The organism is Ascidiimonas meishanensis, from assembly GCF_037782385.1.
Lineage (GTDB): Bacteria > Bacteroidota > Bacteroidia > Flavobacteriales > Flavobacteriaceae > Ascidiimonas > Ascidiimonas meishanensis.
The window spans coordinates 533,735-554,980 of record NZ_JBBEXD010000001.1; the positions used below are offsets into that span (position 1 = coordinate 533,735).

At 34.5% G+C, this 21,246-nt stretch carries 15 protein-coding genes; 11 read left to right on the forward strand and 4 right to left on the reverse strand.

Going from position 1 to position 21,246, the window contains the following annotated elements:
* The first annotated feature begins 18 nt into the window (after positions 1-18).
* Positions 19-768, forward strand: coding sequence for a C40 family peptidase (locus WBG07_RS02225; RefSeq protein WP_340198850.1), 750 nt, complete (start codon positions 19-21; stop codon positions 766-768).
* A 64-nt stretch (positions 769-832) separates the two neighbouring features.
* Here WBG07_RS02225 and WBG07_RS02230 read toward each other — a convergent pair whose 3' ends face one another.
* Positions 833-2,107: a tetratricopeptide repeat protein gene (locus WBG07_RS02230; protein ID WP_340198851.1), complete on the reverse strand. Its 1,275-nt coding sequence runs from the start codon at positions 2,105-2,107 to the stop codon at positions 833-835.
* 44 nt (positions 2,108-2,151) lie between these two features.
* Positions 2,152-4,659: a DNA gyrase subunit A gene (gyrA, locus tag WBG07_RS02235; protein WP_340198852.1), complete on the reverse strand. Its 2,508-nt coding sequence runs from the start codon at positions 4,657-4,659 to the stop codon at positions 2,152-2,154.
* Positions 4,660-5,104: 445 nt separating this feature from the next.
* On the opposite strand from gyrA, the gene WBG07_RS02240 reads away from it, so the two are divergent.
* From WBG07_RS02240 to WBG07_RS02255, 4 genes are all read left to right on the forward strand, one after another.
* Positions 5,105-7,654, forward strand: a complete 2,550-nt coding sequence (locus tag WBG07_RS02240; protein ID WP_340198853.1) for an ATP-dependent Clp protease ATP-binding subunit — start codon at positions 5,105-5,107, stop codon at positions 7,652-7,654.
* A gap of 161 nt (positions 7,655-7,815) precedes the next feature.
* The gene (gene rimK, locus WBG07_RS02245; protein ID WP_340198854.1) at positions 7,816-9,204 is read left to right on the forward strand and encodes a 30S ribosomal protein S6--L-glutamate ligase; all 1,389 of its coding nucleotides are present in this window, start codon (positions 7,816-7,818) and stop codon (positions 9,202-9,204) included.
* Between the two features lie 82 nt (positions 9,205-9,286).
* A complete protein-coding gene (locus tag WBG07_RS02250; RefSeq protein WP_340198855.1) occupies positions 9,287-9,676 on the forward strand; it encodes an STAS/SEC14 domain-containing protein in 390 nt (129 codons plus the stop codon).
* A 59-nt stretch (positions 9,677-9,735) separates the two neighbouring features.
* A complete protein-coding gene (locus WBG07_RS02255) occupies positions 9,736-10,128 on the forward strand; it encodes a hypothetical protein (RefSeq protein WP_340198856.1) in 393 nt (130 codons plus the stop codon).
* Here the strand turns inward: WBG07_RS02255 and hutH are convergent.
* Both hutH and WBG07_RS02265 read right to left on the reverse strand, forming a co-directional pair.
* The gene (gene hutH / locus WBG07_RS02260) at positions 10,103-11,614 is read right to left on the reverse strand and encodes a histidine ammonia-lyase (RefSeq protein ID WP_340198857.1); all 1,512 of its coding nucleotides are present in this window, start codon (positions 11,612-11,614) and stop codon (positions 10,103-10,105) included. The genes WBG07_RS02255 and hutH overlap by 26 nt on opposite strands.
* Before the next feature lie 61 nt (positions 11,615-11,675).
* Complete coding sequence (locus WBG07_RS02265) at positions 11,676-13,208, reverse strand: NAD(P)H-hydrate dehydratase (RefSeq protein ID WP_340198858.1); 1,533 nt, start codon at positions 13,206-13,208, stop codon at positions 11,676-11,678.
* Between the two features lie 293 nt (positions 13,209-13,501).
* Between WBG07_RS02265 and thrA the strand changes: the two genes are divergently transcribed.
* The 6 genes from thrA to WBG07_RS02295 all read left to right on the forward strand — a co-directional run bounded on the left by thrA (position 13,502) and on the right by WBG07_RS02295 (position 21,227).
* Positions 13,502-15,958, forward strand: coding sequence for a bifunctional aspartate kinase/homoserine dehydrogenase I (gene thrA, locus WBG07_RS02270; protein WP_340198859.1), 2,457 nt, complete (start codon positions 13,502-13,504; stop codon positions 15,956-15,958).
* A gap of 36 nt (positions 15,959-15,994) precedes the next feature.
* Positions 15,995-16,927: a homoserine kinase gene (locus WBG07_RS02275; protein ID WP_340198860.1), complete on the forward strand. Its 933-nt coding sequence runs from the start codon at positions 15,995-15,997 to the stop codon at positions 16,925-16,927.
* A gap of 29 nt (positions 16,928-16,956) precedes the next feature.
* Positions 16,957-18,258 carry a threonine synthase gene (thrC, locus tag WBG07_RS02280; protein ID WP_340198861.1) on the forward strand — a complete coding sequence of 434 codons (1,302 nt, stop codon included), beginning with the start codon at positions 16,957-16,959 and terminating at the stop codon, positions 18,256-18,258.
* Positions 18,259-18,404: 146 nt separating this feature from the next.
* Positions 18,405-19,481, forward strand: a complete 1,077-nt coding sequence (gcvT, locus tag WBG07_RS02285; protein ID WP_340198862.1) for a glycine cleavage system aminomethyltransferase GcvT — start codon at positions 18,405-18,407, stop codon at positions 19,479-19,481.
* Positions 19,471-20,394 carry a glutaminase gene (locus WBG07_RS02290; RefSeq protein ID WP_340198863.1) on the forward strand — a complete coding sequence of 308 codons (924 nt, stop codon included), beginning with the start codon at positions 19,471-19,473 and terminating at the stop codon, positions 20,392-20,394. The genes gcvT and WBG07_RS02290 overlap by 11 nt, the downstream gene beginning before the upstream one ends.
* Before the next feature lie 5 nt (positions 20,395-20,399).
* Complete coding sequence (locus tag WBG07_RS02295; protein ID WP_340198864.1) at positions 20,400-21,227, forward strand: sugar nucleotide-binding protein; 828 nt, start codon at positions 20,400-20,402, stop codon at positions 21,225-21,227.
* The last annotated feature ends 19 nt before the right edge of the window (positions 21,228-21,246 follow it).

The following is a 21,246-nucleotide window of genomic DNA, read 5'->3' on the forward strand; positions in this document are numbered from 1 at the left end:
AACTACGAGATTCGCTAAATGCAATACGGTATTTGTAATTTAAGTATTATTCCCCAAAGGGCAGCACCTTCAGATGTAGCTGAGCAAGTTTCACAACTGCTCTACGGAGAACACTTTAAAGTACTTGAAACACGGAAATACTGGAGCAGAATACGAAATACTTTTGACCATTGTGAGGGTTGGGTAGCAAATAATCAGTTTAAATTCATTTCAGAAGAGAAATATATTGAGTTTAATCAATCTGAAAGTCATGTTTCAAATGATTATACCGATTTTGTATCAGATGGAAAAAATTTAATCCCATTAGTTATTGGGTCATGTATAAATGCTACCACAATATTAAATCATTCTTTTGATGGCTCTAGTTCTACTGGTTTGAAGAATAGAGAAGAACTTATAAAAAACGCGTTGTTTTATCTTAATGCACCATTCTTATGGGGGGGCAAAACTCCTTTTGGGATTGACAACTCCGGTTTCACCCAAATGGTTTACAAATTAAGTGGCTATAAACTTTTAAGAGAAGCTACAAAACAGGCTACCCAAGGAGAACCTCTAAGTTTCATTGAAGAAAGCGAACAAGGTGATCTTGCCTTTTTTGACGATAGCGAAGGAAAGATTGTGCACGTTGGCATTATAATGAATAACAATTACATTATTCATTCTTTTGGAAAAGTACGAATTGACAGAATTGATCATACTGGAATTTTCAATACAGAAATAGGGCGTTATTCTCATCAACTCAGAGTGATCAAACGCATTATTCCTTAAATGGAAAAACCCAGATATATATCCGGGTTTTTTCTGTTTTATATATTTACGATAGAGAGTTTTCCTATTGTTCTAACGCTGTTATCTTTTCTTTTACCTCTTTAAACTTATCATTTTCTCCCAAAGTGCCATAAATATTCATTAATGTTTTCAAAGCATTTAAATCATTTTCGTCTATGGCTAATAATTTTTCAAGATACGGGATAGCAGAGCGGTATAAGTCTTCTCTTTTTGCTTTGAGTTCATCATATCGTGCATTATCTGCTCTAGAAGTTCCAAGACTATTCATTTCTTCTACAATAGAACCTTCCTGATCAAGAATAAGCGCTGAAAGATTCAGGTAGCTATCCTTATAGTTTGGATCTACTTCAAGGGCTTTTTCATAATAAGATTTTGCTACTTTTAAATCTCCTTGTTCTGCATTAATAACACCAAGGTTAAAGTAAAGTACGGGATTAGTAGGGTCTTTAACTACCGCTTCCTCCATTACTTCTTTAAACTTATCTTTTTGTCCGTTTTTGATATAAAGATTCGCTTCGGTCAAAAGAAGATCTATATCTTTCGGATTTGCTTCTCTAGCATCTTTTACTGCAGCAATAGCTTCTTCTACTTTACCTTGTTGGGTGTATATAAGTGCTATATTCTTTACAATTTCTGGTAATCTAGATTCTGTTTCTTTTTCACGAAGATTCGTATAGTTTTTAGACTTTTTGTATAATTCATACTCTGTCTTAGAAACTTCCCCCTCCTCATTAGTTTCAACATCTGTAGCATAATACTTGGTAGTGATACCAGTATATCCCATATCCTTAAGTTCCTTATAATACACCAAAGCATTATCATAATCCTCAGACATTACCGCGGTTGTTGCGGCAAAATAAAGATAATCTGTATTCTTTTTATCAATAAGATAAGCCATATGAAGTTTCTTTGCCGCTACATCATAATTCTTATTCTCATTTGCAACTACAGCGGCATCTACCAACTCTGCAGCCATTTTATCTAAAGCAACTTTAGCTTCATCCGTATATTTCTTTTTACCAGACTCTTCTAAACTAATTAACTTTTTAAAGGCTTCAACAGAGGTTTCATAAGAAGTCTGAGTATTGAGTCCTTTTGCAGCCATATCTTGATATACCTGTCCCTTAAGAAAATAGTATTGTGTTTGATATTTCTCATCCGCACTATCAATGGTTCCCTCTAGGGAAGCTAAGACAACTTTAGCATCCGCCGAATTCCCATTTTTAAGTGCTTTGGTAGCTTCTTTCAATTCATTTTTCTGCGCAAAAGCGAAAGTTGAGAGCAATATAGCAGAGAATATTACAATTTGTTTTTTCATTTCTTTATTGATTTATTTTTCAAAATTAAACAATTCATCACTACTTAATCAATTGTTGTGCCATTATTTTCCTCCTCAACTTCAGTTTCATCTTCTTTCATTACCTTGGCAACCGCAGCAATAGAATCATCTCCCTTAATATTTATAAGACGAACCCCTTGTGTAGCTCTTCCCATAACACGAAGATTTTCTACACTTAAGCGAATGGCAATACCAGATTTATTGATAATCATAAGATCGTCAGAATCGGTCACACTTTTCATAGCTACCAATTTTCCTGTTTTTTCCGTTACAGAAATTGTCTTAACTCCTTTACCTCCTCTGTTTGTAATACGATATATTGCTTCTCCATCTTCTGGATCATCTATGTAGGTTCTTTTGCCATAACCATTTTCAGAAACTACTAAAACAGACTCTTCCTGCGGATTCTCTATAGCCACCATCCCAATTACTTCATCATTCTCATCTGCAAGAGAAATACCTCTAACTCCTGAAGCATTTCTTCCCATTGGTCTTGTTTTTTCTTCTTCAAAACGAATAGCTTTACCAGAAGCAACGGCTAACATTACTTGACTGTTTCCTGTGGTTAATTTCGCTTCTAATAATTCATCATCTTCCTTGATGGTTATTGCATTAATTCCGTTTTGTCTAGGTCTTGAATATTGTTCAAGCGGAGTCTTCTTTACAGTACCTTTCTTAGTGGCCATTATAACATAATGACTATTAATGTAATCTTCATCTTTAAGATCCTGTGTGCAAATAAATGCCTTTACTTTATCATCAGATTCAATATTAATCAAATTCTGTATAGCTCTTCCTTTAGATGTTTTACTTCCTTCAGGTATTTCATAAACACGCATCCAGAAACATTTCCCTTTTTGAGTGAAGAAAAGCATATATTGATGATTAGTCCCTATGAATAAATGCTCTAGGAAGTCTTCATTTCTAGTAGCTGAACCTTTCTGCCCTACACCCCCTCTATTTTGAGTCTTATATTCTGATAGTGATGTACGTTTGATATATCCTGCATGTGAAATGGTTAGTACAACCTGTTCATCAGGAATCATGTCTTCTATACTGAGATCCCCTCCTGCGTATTCAATAATAGAGCGTCTTTCGTCTCCATATTTTTCTTTTACTACTAGAAGCTCCTCTTTAATGATATCCATTCTGCGCTCCTTGCGTGCGAGGATATCTTTCATATCTTCTATAAAACTCTTGATCTCTTCGTATTCTGCTCTTAACTTATCCTGCTCTAAACCTGTAAGCTGTCTAAGTCTCATCTCAACAATTGCTCTGGCTTGAATTTCCGATAAAGAAAAACGTTCTATCAACTTAGCGCGAGCCTCCTCAGTATTACTGGAAGCACGAATAAGAGCAATTACCTCATCAATGTTATCAGAAGCTATGATAAGCCCTTCAAGTATATGGGCTCGTTCTTCTGCTTTTCTAAGTTCATATTCCGTACGGCGAACAACTACCTCATGTCTATGCTCAACAAAATGATGAATCATTTCTTTAAGATTCAACAATTTTGGTCTCCCATTAACGAGTGCTATGTTGTTAACACTAAAAGAAGATTGTAAAGCTGTATATTTATAGAGTGTATTTAAAACGATATTTGGAATAGCATCTCGTTTTAATATATAAACGATACGCATTCCATTTCGGTCAGATTCGTCACGTATGGTAGAAATACCTTCTATTTTTTTATCATTGACGAGATCCGCTGTCTTTTTAATCATATCAGCTTTATTTACCTGATATGGAATTTCGGTTACTACAATTGCTTCTCTACCGGCAATTTCTTCAAAATTTGCCTTGGCACGCATCACTACTCTACCCCGTCCAGTTTTAAAAGCCTCCCTAACACCATCATATCCATAAATAATTCCGCCTGTAGGAAAATCGGGGGCTTTAATATGCTGAATTAGTTCATCAATATCAATATCATGATTATTTATGTATGCTATAGTACCATCTACTACTTCAGAAAGGTTGTGTGGGGGCATATTGGTTGCCATACCTACTGCAATACCGGAGGCACCATTAATCAATAAATTGGGCACCCGTGTTGGTAAAACAGTGGGCTCTTTTAAGGTGTCATCAAAGTTTAATTGGTGATCTACCGTTTCTTTATCAATATCAGCCAGCATATCCTCTGAAATCTTACGCATTCTGGCTTCAGTATATCTCATAGCGGCTGGGCTATCCCCATCCACAGAACCAAAATTCCCTTGTCCGTCTACCAGCATGTAGCGCAAACTCCATTCTTGCGCCATCCGCACCATCGTATCATAAACAGAGGTGTCACCATGTGGGTGATACTTTCCTAAAACCTCTCCTACTATCCTTGCAGATTTCTTGTAAGCCCTATTGCTCATCACACCTAACTCATACATACCGTATAATACTCTTCTATGTACTGGTTTAAGACCATCTCGTACATCAGGTAAGGCTCTTGAAACAATCACCGACATTGAATAGTCAATATAGGCTGATTTCATTTCATCCTCAATGTTAATAGGAATCAGCTTTTCTCCTTCCGCCATGTTAAATATTTTATATTATTGGGTTAAGTAACAATCGTGGCAATATACACAAAATATCATCCCTTAAAGCTCCTAAACTTGGCAAATTTTTATCAATTTATCAACAAAATATTACCAGAAAAATCAAAGTATTATTTCTTTAGCAAAAAGCATTATTAAATGACTCAAAACATGAGTAAATAGCCACCTTGTCAGTTAAAACTGCCAGAAATGCAGAAAGGCTCGTCTATCAGGGTTGTTAACTGAATTTGAGCACTCCTAACTTATAAAAGCAGGTAACCAAAATGACATTTAAAATTAAGGCATGCTATTTGATCTAAATATTTTGAATTGAAATAAATGTTACAAGATAGAAATCAACAAAACTAGAATACCGTTAAATTTAACGTGTATTTTTGATACGTACGGTTGTTTTTACTATTTTAGATGTTGAAAGGAGTAATATATGGATGATAATTTTTCCCCAAGAGTTAAAGACGTAATCGCTTATAGTAAAGAAGAAGCACTGCGTCTTGGTCACGATTTTATTGGAACCGAACACCTAATGCTAGGCCTATTGAGAGATGGAAGCGGCAAGGCAATTAATATCCTAAATGCTCTTGAAATAGACTTAGACCACTTGAGAAGAAAAGTAGAAATTCTTAGTCCTGCTAACCCGAATACTGGTATAGTAGCCAATGATAAAAAGAATTTACATTTGACAAGACAAGCAGAGAGAGCGTTAAAAACAACTTTTTTGGAAGCAAAATTGTTTCAAAGTTCCTCTATTAATACTGCGCATTTATTATTGTGCATTTTACGAAATGAAAACGACCCAACCACCAAATTGCTTAATAAACTTAAAGTTGATTATGACAATGTTAAAGAACAATTTAAATATATGATAACAAGCGATGATGATTATATAGACTCCCCTTCTGCCGAATCATATTCAGATGACTCAGGTTCTGCAGAGGATTCACGTGATAACCCTTTTAGCAATCAAGGCGCCGGAAAATCTAATAAAAAATCCAAAACACCGGTATTAGATAATTTTGGTCGAGACCTAACGGCACATGCAGAAGAAGGAAAATTAGATCCCGTAGTGGGAAGAGCGAAAGAAATTGAGCGTGTTTCTCAAATTTTGAGTCGCCGTAAAAAGAACAATCCTTTGCTCATTGGTGAACCTGGTGTTGGTAAATCTGCAATAGCAGAAGGTCTTGCCCTCCGCATTATCAAGAAGAAAGTTTCTCGTATTCTTTATAATAAAAGAGTAGTTACGTTAGATTTAGCTAGTTTGGTAGCAGGAACCAAGTACAGAGGGCAGTTTGAAGAGCGAATGAAAGCGGTGATGAATGAACTGGAAAAAAATGATGATATTATTTTATTTATTGATGAAATTCATACCATCGTAGGTGCAGGTGGCGCCACAGGAAGTCTTGATGCTTCTAATATGTTTAAACCTGCCTTAGCAAGAGGTGAAATACAATGCATTGGAGCCACTACTTTAGATGAATACAGACAGTATATTGAAAAAGACGGAGCACTTGAAAGAAGGTTTCAGAAAGTAATTGTAGAACCAACTAATGTTGAAGAAACCATAGAAATTCTTCAAAACATTAAAGAAAAATATGAAGAACATCACAATGTAAATTATACAGAAGCTGCTATTGATGCCTGTGTAAAACTTACTAATAGATACATGACAGATCGGTTTTTACCAGACAAAGCTATAGACGCTTTAGACGAAGCTGGTTCCCGTGTACACATTACCAACATGCAGGTTCCTAAACAAATTCTTGAGCTCGAAAAACAGTTGGAAGATGTGCGTGAACTTAAAAATACAGTCGTAAAGAAACAGAAATATGAAGAAGCTGCTAAGCTTAGAGATGATGAGAAAAGACTCGAAAAAGAACTTTTAACTGCTCAGGAAAGATGGGAAGAAGAAAGTAAACTTCACAGAGAAACCGTTACTGAAGATAATGTTGCAGATGTGGTTTCAATGATGAGCGGTATTCCTGTAAACAGAATAGCACAGACAGAAAGCAATAAACTAGCGCTATTACCCGAATTAATAAAAGGACGGGTTATTGGGCAAGATGAAGCTGTGAAGAAGGTTTCCAAAGCAATTCAACGCAATAGAGCGGGCCTTAAAGATCCTAATAAACCCATAGGATCTTTTATTTTCTTAGGGCAAACTGGTGTTGGTAAAACGCAGTTAGCCAAAGTACTGGCCAGTGAACTATTTGATTCTGAAGATGCACTTATTCGTATTGATATGAGTGAGTATATGGAAAAATTTGCCATATCAAGACTTATTGGAGCACCTCCAGGGTACGTAGGCTATGAAGAAGGAGGACAGCTAACCGAGAAAGTACGAAGAAAACCTTACGCTGTAATATTATTGGACGAAGTAGAAAAGGCACATCCAGATGTTTTTAATATGCTTCTACAAGTTTTAGATGATGGTTATCTCACAGATAGTTTAGGACGCAAAATTGATTTTAGAAATGCCATTATTATCATGACTTCTAACATTGGTGCAAGACAACTTAAAGATTTCGGTCAAGGTGTTGGATTTGGCACGGCAGCTAGAAAATCACAGGCAGATGAATATCAAAAAAGTGTTATTGAAAATGCCTTAAAAAAATCTTTCGCTCCAGAATTTCTAAATAGAATTGATGATGTAGTTGTGTTTAATCCTCTTGAAAAAGAGCACATCCACCAAATTATTGATATTGAACTTGATAAACTCTACGGCAGAATTAAAGAACTTGGATATGTACTTCATTTAAGTGAAACAGCCAAAGACTATATTGCTGATAAAGGTTTTGACAAACAATATGGTGCTAGACCACTAAAGAGAGCTATTCAGAAATATATCGAAGACGCACTCGCTGAAGAGATTATTACCTCTAAAATAGACGAAGGAGATGAGATTTATATGGATCTTGACAAAGATAAAGAAGAGCTAACAGTAGTGATTCGTAAAGAAGAAAAGTCTCCAGAATCCTAGCGATAAACAAGAAGAATTTTATAAAAAGCGTATAGAAATAAATCTATACGCTTTTTTTATGAAAACTGTTTAAATTTCAGAAATTTTCAATTGTTTTTTACCTATTTTTTTTTCAAGCCTTAATTATTCTTTACTACTTTCGCCTTCTAATTTTTTCAATTATGAATAATCAAAAAACCATTATAGGTAGTGAAGAATGGATATCTCTTCCTTCATTTTCTATTCCTGCGATAAAAGTAAGAGTTGATAGTGGCGCTAAAACATCTGCCTTACATGCAGTAAATATTCAAACTTTTCAAAGAAACAATGAACCTTGGGTTACTTTTGATGTATTTCCGCTACAGTTTAATGGAAAAAAAGTAAAGCACTGCGAAGCTCGCGTAATTGATCAAAGAACGGTTAAAAGCTCTACAGGGAATAGAGAAAAACGATATGTAGTTAAAACAACCATGGAAATTGGTGAAAACTGCTGGGATATAGAACTTACGCTTACAAATCGGGATTCTATGGGATACAGAATGCTACTAGGGCGCGAAGCAATGGCTGGGAAGATGATTGTAGATCCGGCGGAAAGTTTTTTATTAGGGTCACTAAATGAGGATGAAGTAAATATTAAATATAATTCTGAAGAAAGTAATAGCGGAGGCCTCAAAATAGGACTTCTTGCCAGTAATCCTAATCTGTATAGTAATCGTAGAATTATAGAAGCAGGAGAACAAATGGGACACGATATCAAGTTCTTTAATATAAGGCAATGCTATATGAAACTAGATGCTAAAACTCCAGAAATACATTATAGAGGTGGAAAAGTTTTAAACGATCTTGATGCTGTCATCCCAAGAATACGCCCTAGTATGACCTTTTATGGTTGTGCCTTAACGAGACAATTTGAAGCATTAAAAGTATTTTGTCTCAATAGTGCAGCAGCTATAAGTCACTCAAGAGACAAACTCTACTCATTACAACTATTGTTAAATAATGGTGTTGATATTCCAACTACAGGTTTTGCAAACTCACCTCTTGATACCAATGACCTCATAAAGATGGTTGGTGGATCGCCTCTTATAATCAAATTACTAGAAGGCACACAAGGCAAGGGAGTAGTTCTTGCAGAGACAAAAAAAGCAGCAGAAAGTGTTATCAACGCATTTAAAAGTTTGAATGCTAATATTCTTGTACAGGAATTTATTAAGGAAGCAGATGGTAAAGATATTAGATGTTTTGTAATTAATGGAAAGGTAGTAGCTTCTATGCAAAGAGAAGCTCTTCCAGGCGAGTTTAGAGCCAATATGCATTTAGGAGGCACTGCATCAATAATAAAAGTGAGCCCGGAAGAGAAAAAAATGGCTCTTAAGGCTACCAAGGCAATGGGTTTACATATTGCTGGCGTAGATATTATAAGATCTAGCAAAGGCCCCTTATTACTTGAAGTGAACTCTTCTCCGGGACTGGAAGGAATAGAATCTGCTACGGGAATAGATATTGCGGCTTCAATTATTCAAGCTATTGAAAAAAATACAACTAAATCTTCAAGAGGAATTCGGTCATAAAACTCTCTTCACATAAAATTTATGTCTTTCATCTAGAACTTTTTCTTTTTGAAAATGAAAGCTATACCTTAACGAGTAGATTATGACACTAACCAATGAAAATAGTATAAAATGTTATAAGCTCGAAATAGGAGAGGTTTGGGTCTATGAAGACTTTATGGTTTCAAAACTTAATGAAGGAATTGTAGTTACTCTCGAAAGAATTTTTGAACTTATAGGAATCTCTGAAGTACATTTTAGAGATAGAAATTTTGCGTATATTACCATCAGGGATAACTCATATTCTATTGATCCAACAATATACATTCACATTAAAAACCTATCAAACTTGAAAGCTTTTGCTATTGTGTCTGTTAAAGCCGCGGATAAACATAATTTTAAAATTGAAAAACATTTTTTTGAATCTAAACCTATGAGATTATTTAACAGAAAAGAGGATGCAATTGCATGGGTTAAAAAACATTTAATTTAATTGAAGAAATGTTTTTTATTTTTACGTAATAAAATTCTCATAAATCTTCCCCCAAAACTATGAGTAAGAAAATAAATTTATCATTTGGTGCTTTTGAGCTTCATGAACATCACGCTGTTGGAATTATCAATGAAGGTGTAGACCTTATGTCTAAAGAAAATAAGGATCTTATCAACATATGCCAAAATTACTATGCTAGTACACCTTTTGGATATATCTCTTATAGACTTAACTCCTATTCTGTAGATCCTACAGTATATATTGAAACTGGAAAACTACCTAATCTTGTTGCCATCGCGGTAGTTATTTCTGAACCTGCTCAAAAACTGAGTGCTACCATTGAAAAGATATTTTTTGAAAAGCCATTTGAATACTTCAACTCTCTAGAAGAAGCACAAAGGTGGATTCATAACATTGTAGTAATTACTAATCAACAAGAAAAGACTCGTTAATTGTATATGCCTTGAAAAAATCACACGTTTTTTCAATATCGTAATGTAAAATCCTGTCTTCATTTACAAAAGGTATTTCTAATCGGTACAATCTAAGAAAGTTTTCTAAAAAAGGAGACGTTTTTTCAGGTTCTCTAAATACCAATGCCTGAGAAGCCGTAAGCAACTCAATAGCCAGAATGCGTTCTATATTTTTAAGAATCCGAAAAGCCTTGGTTGCAGAATTAGCTCCCATGCTCACATGATCTTCTTGCCCATTTGAAGAAACAATACTATCTATACTCGCCGGGGTTGCTAATTGTTTGTTCTCACTTGTTATACTTGCAGCTACATATTGCGGAATCATTAAACCCGAATTAAGCCCTGGATCATTGACCAAAAATGCTGGAAGGTTGCGACTTCCAGAGATCAATTGAAAAATTCTTCTTTCAGAAATACTACCTAATTCAGAAAGTGCAATTGCCATATAATCTAAACCCAATGCAAGAGGTTGCCCGTGAAAATTACCTCCAGAAAGAATCAGATCATCTTCCTCAAAAATGTTAGGATTATCTGTTACAGAATTAATCTCGGTTTTGATTGTTTTTCTAAAAAATCTCAGCGTATCCTTTGTAGCCCCATGAACCTGTGGTATACATCTAAAAGAATACGGATCTTGAACTTGATTTTTTTCAGTTTCAAGAAGTCCACTACCTTTTAAAAAAATATTCAATCGCTCCGCAGTTTTTATCTGTCCGCGATGAGGTCTTATTAAATGGATTCTCATATCTAAGGGCTGTTTTCTGCATAAAAAAGCATCAAAAGAAAGAGAAGATATCAAATCTGCAAAGTAAGAACACTTATAACTCTCAATTAGTAAATACACTCCATACGCACTCATAAACTGAGTTCCATTTAATAAAGCGAGGCCTTCCTTTGCCTGTAATTTAAGGGGTTGCCAATTAAATCTCTTTAACATCTCTGTAGAAGAAATTATTTTAGAATTTATATAGACTTCTCCTTTACCTAGTAACGGAAGTGCTAAATGTGCCAAAGGCGCTAAATCTCCAGAAGCGCCTAAAGAACCCTGAGTATAAATTATGGGATATATTTTGTGGTTATAAAATTCAATAAGTCTATTAACCGTAGTAAGTTCAATTCCGCTATATCCATAGCTTAAGGATTGTATTTTTAATAATAGCATCAAACGAATGATCTCAATAGGTACTGGGTCACCAGTGCCACAAGCGTGAGACATTACAAGATTTTCTTGTAATACCGCCAAATGTTCATTTGAGATCTTAATATTGCACAGCGATCCGAAACCTGTGTTAATACCATAAATAGGTTCTGTTTGCGATTGTAACTTTTTATTAAGATAGTCTCTACTTTTTTTTATCTTGACCCTTGCTTCTTCAGAAAGAGCTAATGATAAATCATTTTTCATAATCTTATAAATAGTTTCAACAGTAAGAATATCAGAACTGATATAATGTATATTCTTCATTGATTGGTTGTTTAAAAATATATTCTTTTAAAGTATATCTCCATTTATTGATTGAATAGTTTTATGTATTGTGATTTTGTGGCTGCGGAGGGGCAAATAATTCAATAAAAGCTTGGCCTATAAAATCAATAATCTTACCCGCAGTTAAGGCTTGGTATCCCATATTGGGCAAAGCTAAATCTCCTGCCTTTCCATGTAAATAAACCGCAAATATAGAGGCTTCTAGAGATGAATATCCTTGTGAAATAAAAGATGTAATCATTCCCGCAAGCACATCTCCGCTACCTGCAGTAGCCATTCCTGGATTTCCTGTTGTATTAATGTATATGTTTTTATGGTGAAAAATCAACGTATGCGCACCTTTTACCACCAACACTATTTTATACTTATTTGCAAAATTCTTCGCCTTTTCAATTTTATCAAAGTCATCTACCCATGAACCTACCAATCGCTTTAGCTCTCCCGGATGCGGTGTCAATATTGAGTCTTGAGGGATTAAATCCAGTAAATTATTATGAACTCCTAAAATGTTCAAGGCATCCGCATCTAAAACTAAAGGTTTTCTCTGATTTTCTAAAAAAGTCTTAAAAGCATTTACACTTTTTGAATGAGTTCCCATACCCATTCCTATTGCGATAGCATCTACTTTAAAAGAAATATTTATGGATGTTATAATCTCCGAATGTGAGTCTGTTTCAACCATAATTTCGGGTAAAGAAGACTGAAAAGGTATATAACCACAACTGGGTATATAGGCAGTTACCTTTCCCGCTCCTGTACAAAGACAAGCTTTCGCAGCTAGCAGTACTGCACCAATTTTACCATGACTTCCACCTACAATCAAGCTATGACCATAGGTGCCTTTATGGGCATATTTAACTCTTGGTTGATAAAATGAAAGTATGGTTGACTTATCAATAATTTCTGCGATTGGATGGGTTTCTTGAATATAACTTGGTGCCAAACCAATATCAATTACCTCCCAACTATTCATATAGATTCCTGTTTCTGGAAGAAAAAAGACTAATTTAGGTGTTTGAAAACTAATTACATGACTTGCATGAATGATTGCTTGAGATTGCTCAGGAATTTTATCCATATAAAGTCCTGAAGGAATATCTATTGCAAGAACAAATGCATTACTTTTATTTATGTGCTGAATGATTTTCAATACCCAAATAGCAGGAGTTCTAGAAAGACCTATTCCAAAAATTGCGTCAATTACAATAGCTTCTTTATTGATACTAGGGAGTTCTGTATTCTCGGATAAAAAAACAGGCCAACAGCCATCATTTTTTAAACGGTCTAAATTAATAAGAAAGTCCTTTGAGCGTTTGTCACTAAAATTAACAATATATACATTAACAGCATATCCATTTTGCAATAGATGTCTAGCTATTACAAGACCATCACCTCCATTATTTCCAATTCCACAGAAAACCTCAATGGTGACCTGAGATTGTTGTAATCTATCTTCAAGCCAGTTAAAGACTCCAATACCTGCACGTTCCATTAAATCTGTGCTACTGATTTGTTGCTCTTTTATTGTGAATTTGTCAGCTTCATAGAGCTGATTTGCAGAAAATATTTTCATTTAAAGCTAAAATTGATAATAATTTGTTAAATCAGTAAAAATTACTTGCGTCTTTGTTTGGACTTGTAAAAATACTACTTTTACGCAGATTAAATAGCCATATTAATGTATCTGATTGTACCCATTCTAGTTATATCAATTTTCTGCTTAGCAGCATGTGCTATAATTATGAATATTACAATTTCTTCTATTATTACCCCTATGGGGGTACGTTCATAAATAGCATCCATCCGTTTCCTTTCTGAATATATCAGAAAGCGATCTAAAATTTCTTTTGAATTAATAAAATCATAATGAAGGTTCTAAAATTTGGAGGCACCTCAGTTGCCAATGCAGAAAATATAAAACGAGTTAAAAACATTAGTGCGGCCTACGCAAAAGAAAGCCAATTGGTAATTGTGGTTTCTGCTCTTGGCGGGGTGACTGATTTACTCATTGAGGCATTAGAAACGGCTTCACAACAAAATACTGATTACGAAAAGATTTATGAGCGTATTAAAACCAGACATCTTGAAACCATTAATATATTGCTAAATGGTGAAGAAGAAAAGGAAGCCATACAACATATTCTTAGTGAGTTTGAAATTTTAAAAACATTATTGGATGGAGCGTTTCTTATAGGTGAGATCACACCAAAATTGAGTGATAAAGTGCTTAGTTATGGGGAACTATTGTCGTCTTACATTATCAATTCATATTTTAATTATGAGAAATTAGACGCTATACGCAAAGATAGCAGACTTCTTATTAAGACAGATTCAAATTTTGGACAAGCAGCGGTAGATTTTAATGTAACCAATGTTTTATGTGCAAACTATTTTGAAACTGTAAGTTATCAAATCATTGTTGTCCCTGGTTTTGTAGCTAAATCATTGGAAGGTGATTCAACTACGCTAGGAAGAGGAGGCTCAGATTATACGGCTGCCATTATAGCAGGAGCAATTGAAAAAAGTTCCTTAGAAATATGGACAGATGTAAGTGGTATGTATACGGCAAACCCAAAGTTGGTAAAGCATGCATTTGCAATTCCTGAAATTTCTTATGAAGAAGCTATGGAGTTGTCGCATTTTGGTGCCAAAGTATTGTATCCACCTACTGTACAACCGGTCTTTTCCAAAGGAATTCCAATTAGAATTAAAAATACTTTTAAACCAGAAGCCGCGGGAACTCTTATTTCAAAAATGACCAATGAAAATGAAAAACCGGTTAGAGGTATTAGTCATATAGACCATATTACACTACTCACTTTGGAAGGAAGTGGAATGATTGGAATACCCGGTATTTCCAAACGCTTTTTTGAAGTGCTTTCTTTAGAACAAATAAGTGTGGTAATGATTACACAAGCTTCATCTGAACATTCTATATGTATTGGAGTAGCAAATAAAGATGCTGACAAAGCAAAAAAATTAGTAGACAAAGCTTTTGAATATGAAATAAGTGGTAAAAGAATAAAGCCGTGCATTGTTGAGAAAGGTTTATCCATTATTGCGTTGGTAGGAGACCATATGAAAAGTCACCAAGGTTTAAGCGGTAAAATGTTTAGTGCACTTGGTGCAAATAATGTTAACATAAGAGCTATCGCACAAGGAGCTTCAGAAAGAAATATATCCGCAGTTATTAAACAAGAAGATGTTTCCAAAGCCTTAAATACATTACATGAACGCTTTTTTGAAGATAATATCAAGCAGCTTAACCTTTTTATTATGGGCGTAGGAAACGTTGGGAGTAAGTTTCTAGGGCAAATTGCTGCACAACACAAGTATGTCAAAAAAACACTTAAATTAAATATTAAGGTAATAGGTATTTCCAATTCCAGAACTATGATATTTAAAGAAAATGGTGTTGATCTTAAAACATGGGAAGAAGCTTTAAAAAATGGTGAAAAAGCTAATCCTGATTTATTTTTAAAGAAAGTATTGGCTAAGAATTTACATAATAGCATCTTTGTAGACAACACAGCTAGTAATACCATTGCAGCAACTTATGAAGGTTATCTTAGAAACAGTATTGCTGTCGTAACCTGCAATAAGATTGCCTGTGCTTCTGAATACCAAAACTACTTAAAACTAAAGGCTCTTTCTACAAAATATGGAGCTCCCTTTCTATTTGAAACCAATGTAGGTGCGGGACTTCCTATCATTGACACCTTAAAAAACCTAGTTGCATCAGGAGATAAAATTATTAAAATACAGGCAGTTTTATCTGGAAGTCTAAACTTTATTTTTAATAATTATGATGGGCAAACTTCCTTTGAACAAGTAGTTAAACAAGCGGGTGAAGAAGGTTATACAGAACCAGACCCTAAAATTGATCTTAGCGGAATTGATGTAATGAGAAAAATTTTAATTCTGGCTAGGGAAAGTGGATATCAGCTAGAAATTGATGATATAAAAAATAACAATTTTTTACCAGAAGAAAGTCTTAAAACCACAACTGTTGAAACGTTTTTAGAATCACTTTCATCTCATGAAAAACATTTTAAAAAGATTTATGAAAGTGCTGCCAAACAAGAAAAGTGTCTCAAATATGTTGCACAATTTGAAAATGGTGAAGCACATGTAGGAATTCAAGAAGTAGCAAAAGAACATCCTTTTTACAATCTTGCCGGAAAAGACAATATTGTATTGTTTTTTACCGACAGATATAAAGATCAGCCTCTGCTTATTAAAGGAGCGGGTGCAGGCGCAGAAGTTACTGCTTCCGGTATTTTTGCTGATATTATACGAGTAGGCAATTTTCAAATAGGATAAATAGAGAATATGTAAAACCTTTTATAAGAGTTTTAAATGAATGAGATTAAAGTTTTTTGCCCGGCAACCGTAGCAAATATATCCTGTGGTTTTGATGTTTTAGGATTGTGTCTTGAATCTGTAGGAGATGAAATGACCGTTCGAAAAATTAAGGATAGAATAATCCGAATTAACAAAATCACAGGTCAGGAGCTTCCACTCCAACCAGAAAAAAATGTAGCAGGTGTTGCGGCACTGTCTCTTCTTAAACAACTTCATGTTCCTTTTGGTTTTGAAATAGAAATCTCAAAAAGAATAAAACCAGGAAGTGGTATTGGAAGCAGTGCAGCTAGTGCAGCTGGTGCAGTTTATGCCATAAATAAATTAGCGGGATCACCGTTGAATTCTACAGAGTTAGTTTACCATGCCATGCAAGGTGAGGTTCTTGCTTCCGGTTCTGCACATGCAGATAACGTAGCCCCAGCTATTTTGGGAGGGTTTACATTGGTCAGAGGGTATGATCCTTTAGATATCATAAAAATTCCTTCACCAGAAGAATTAACCGTGGTAGTAATTCATCCTCAGATTGAAATAAAGACCTCAGAAGCAAGAGCCTTGCTTTCTGATTCTGTATCCTTAAAGAATGCGATTACACAATGGGGAAATCTAGGAGGGCTTATTAGCGGTTTGTATTCTAATGATTATGATCTTATAAGCAGGTCTTTAGTTGATGTAATTGCAGAACCAGCTAGAAGTAATTTAATTCCTAAATTTAATGCTGTGAAAGAGGCTTCGATAAATGCCGGCGCCCTTGGAAGCGGTATTTCTGGTTCAGGCCCTTCAATTTTTGCTTTGTGCAAGGGTATGAAAATAGCAAAGAAGGTAGAAACAGAAATCAAATTAGTGTATGATGCCATAAATCTACCCTATGAAACCCACGTTTCAACCATTAATACGGCTGGTGTAAAAACCCTAACCACTCAAAAATAAATATTCAAAATTACCATTATCATTGAATCATGAATTATTCAAGTTTAAACAATAACTCATCCAAGACAAGCTTCAAAGAAGCCGTTATTAAAGGAATTGCTCCTGATCGCGGACTTTATTTCCCTGAAGATATTAAGCCACTTCCAACAGATTTTATTGAAAATCTTCAGAACCTGAGTCATGAAGAAATTGCTATGATAGCAATAGAGCAGTTTGTTGGTGATGAAATTCCAAAGAAAGAACTCCAACAAATTATTAAAGAGACTTTATGTTTTGAGTTTCCGATAGTAAAAATTGCAGACCACATTTATTCACTGGAACTATTTCATGGCCCAACTATGGCTTTCAAAGACGTGGGTGCACGATTTATGGCGCGTTGTTTAAGGTACTTCAATAAAGATACCCAAGATAGAGAAGTTACAGTTCTGGTAGCTACATCTGGAGATACAGGTGGGGCAGTTGCAAGTGGTTTTCTTGGCGTAAAGGGGGTTAAAGTAGTAATCCTCTACCCTTCTGGAAAAGTGAGTGATATTCAAGAAAAACAATTAACCACACTCGGCCAGAATATTACAGCACTTGAAGTAGATGGTACATTTGACGATTGCCAGGAAATGGTAAAATCAGCATTTATTGATTCTCAACTTTCATCCATCTCCCTTACCTCTGCAAATTCAATAAATGTTGCTAGATGGTTACCTCAAATGTTGTACTTTTTTTTCGCCTATAAAGCTCTAGTGACTTCTAATGAAAAAGTAGTTTTTTCTGTACCTAGTGGAAATTTTGGTAATATTTGTGCTGGAATGGTAGCCGCTCGTTTAGGCTTGCCTATTCATCACTTTATTGCATCTACTAATGTAAATGATACTGTTTTACAATTTTTAGAAACTGGAATATATCAACCAAAGCCATCTAAACAAACCATCTCAAATGCAATGGATGTTGGAAATCCGAGTAATTTTATCAGGATTCAAAAACTTATGAATAATGACATTCATAAATTAAAATCTGTGTTTTCCTCATATAGCTATACAGACAAGGAAACAAGAAGAGCACTAAAATCTATTTATAAAACTTCCGGTTATATAGCAGATCCGCATGGAGCAGTTGGTTATTTAGGGCTTAATGATTATCTGAACACAGAAGATGATAATTGCTTGGGTATTTTTTTAGAAACTGCACATCCAGTAAAATTCAGAGATGTTGTAGAACCCATTATTGGTAAAAAACTAGAAATCCCCTCTCAGATAAAAGAGGTAATGGATAAAGAGAAAAAAAGTATTAAAATAGATAGCTACGAAAAATTGAAGTCTTATCTTCTTGAATCTTTATAAATTAATCTTTAAAAAGAGAAATTATTGATCTTTAGCTCCTCAAAACAAAATTGTATTCTTAACAAGGATTACATGTATTTTCAATAAATTTGCGCAACTTAAATTCAGAATAATTCATTTTGAGTCTATTGCCAAAACTATTTTAAATGAAGAATACAATCCTTACTGATGTCCATATTGCGCTGGGTGCTAAAATGGTTCCTTTTGCAGGTTACAACATGCCTGTTCAATATGAGGGTGTTACTATAGAACATGAAACTGTAAGAAAGGAAACAGGTGTTTTTGATGTAAGCCATATGGGTGAATTTCTAGTAAAAGGGCCTAACGCGCTTGAACTCATTCAAAAAGTAACCAGTAATGATGCCTCGAAATTAGAAATTGGTAAAGCCCAATATAGTTGCTTTCCTAATGATAATGGAGGTATTGTAGATGATCTTATTGTTTACCAAATAAAAGAAGAAGAGTATTTATTAGTGGTAAATGCATCTAACATTGAAAAAGACTGGAAATGGATCAATCAACACAACGATGTAAATGCAACCCTGCAAAATATATCTGATGATTTTTCTTTATTAGCCATTCAAGGTCCTAAAACAGCTGAAAAAATTGCATCACTAACCTCTGTAGATTTAGATAGTATTAAATATTATCATTTTGAAATTGGAGATTTTGCAGGTGCAGAGCATGTTATTATTTCTGCAACTGGATATACAGGAAGTGGAGGTTTTGAAATCTATTGTCATAATAAAGATGCAAAACAAATTTGGGAAAAATTAATGGACTTAGATATTAAGCCAATAGGTCTAGCCGCAAGAGATACGTTAAGATTGGAAATGGGATATTGTTTGTATGGAAATGATATAGATGATCATACTTCTCCTTTAGAAGCTGGTCTGGGTTGGATTACCAAATTTTCAAAAGACTTTGTGAACTCAGAAAATTTAAGAAAACAAAAAGAAGAAGGAATTACAAAAAAATTAGTAGGTTTTGAATTGTTAGAACGCGGTATTCCAAGAAAAGACTATCAAATTACTAATGAAGAAGGCAACATCTTAGGTATAGTCACCAGTGGTACTATGGCTCCATCAATTGGAAAAGGAATTGGTCTAGGATATGTACCTATAGCGCTTTCTAAGCCTGAAAGCCTTCTTTATATCCAAATTAGAAAGAAGCTTATTCCTGCAAAAGTGATCAAACTCCCTTTTTATAAAAATGATAAATAAGGTTGACTTTCAGCAAGTTTTGGATCGTATTCAGCAAAAAGCATTTACCACTAAAAACAGAGGTCAAGTAGCTACGTATATCCCTGAGCTAAAAACAGTGGATTTAAATAAATTTGGTATCCATTTAAGAACCAACAGTAATCAGCAATTTAATGTAGGGGATGCTTTTGAAAAGTTCTCAATTCAAAGTATTTCCAAAGTATTGACATTGGCACAGGCGTCAAGAATACTTGGAGCAGATATTTTAGAACGTGTAGATGTAGAACCCTCCGGAAATCCATTCAATTTTCTATCCTTGCTAGAACTGGAAAAAGGAATTCCTCGAAATCCGTTTATCAATGCAGGTGCTTTGGTGATTTCGGATATGCTGGTATCTCAATTTGAAGACCCAAAAAAAGCTTTTTTACAGTATGTACGCGAATTAACAGATGACGAAGATATTCACTATGATGAGGCTGTTGCAGCCTCTGAAAAAGCTACAGGTTATAGAAACTATGCAGCAGCAAACCTACTAAAGTCATTCAATAACCTTCATAACGATGTTGAAAAAGTACTAGATTTTTATTTCTACCAGTGTTCTTTGGCAATGTCTTGTGAGCAACTCACCAAAGCATTTTATATTTTTACCCATGGAGGGAAATGTACTAGAAACAAAACATTCTTAACACTGGGTCAAGTAAAAAGGATTAATGCATTAATGATTACATGTGGGTTTTATGATGAAGCTGGAGAATTTGCTTTTGAAGTTGGTCTTCCCGGAAAAAGTGGTGTAGGTGGAGGTATTGTAGCAGTACTACCTGGAATGTACTCTATAGCCGCGTGGTCTCCTGGATTAAATGCAAAAGGAAATTCTACTTTAGGCATGCAAGCATTAGAAAGGTTTACTACTTTAACCGGACTCTCTATATTTTAATTGATTTGAAAAAAATTCTCATATTAGGAGGCAGCGGATTTATAGGTAATACCCTTTACAGGGAATTATGTGCTTATTTTGATACTTATGGTACCTATTTCACCGCAAAGTCTTTTTCTAAAAACAAACATTTTTTTCAATTTGACTTTGAAAGAGAAGGATTAGACATACTATTGAATGAGTTAAAACCAACCCATATAATTTCATGCTTGAGAGGTAATTTTGAAGGACAAATTGAATTACATGAAGAAATTGTTTCCTACAGCATTCAAACGGGATGTAAAATACTCTTTCTTTCTTCTGCAAATGTGTTTGATGCCTTTAGTAATTATCCCTCTTATGAATATGATAAAACCCTCTCTGAAAGTATTTATGGAAAACTAAAAATTAGAATTGAAAATCTCTTTTTACGTCTGCCAGAAAAACATTATTGCATTATACGATTACCTATGGTTTTTGGCTTCCAGTCTCCCAGAGTGAAAGAAATAAAAGAGAGTATTATTCATAAAGAACCTTATGAAGTTTTTCCTGATTTAGTAATGAATGTAACAACTGCAGATAGATTAGCGCTTCAGATTCATTACATTATTAATAGAAATAAGAAAGGAATTTTTCATCTAGGGAGTACAGATCTAATACATCATGATGAATTTATAAAAGAAATGATAGAAAAACTGAATCTGGCTAACCCTACGTTCAAGAATGTTTATACTTCTAATTTTGATCGTTTTCTGGCGGTACTGCCAAAGGATAAATTATTGCCTAAGAATTTACAAATAACTAGCAGTGAGGTAATTGAAGATACTATTAGCCCTCTTAAAAAAAAGAATTAATTCATTTTAAAACCATACG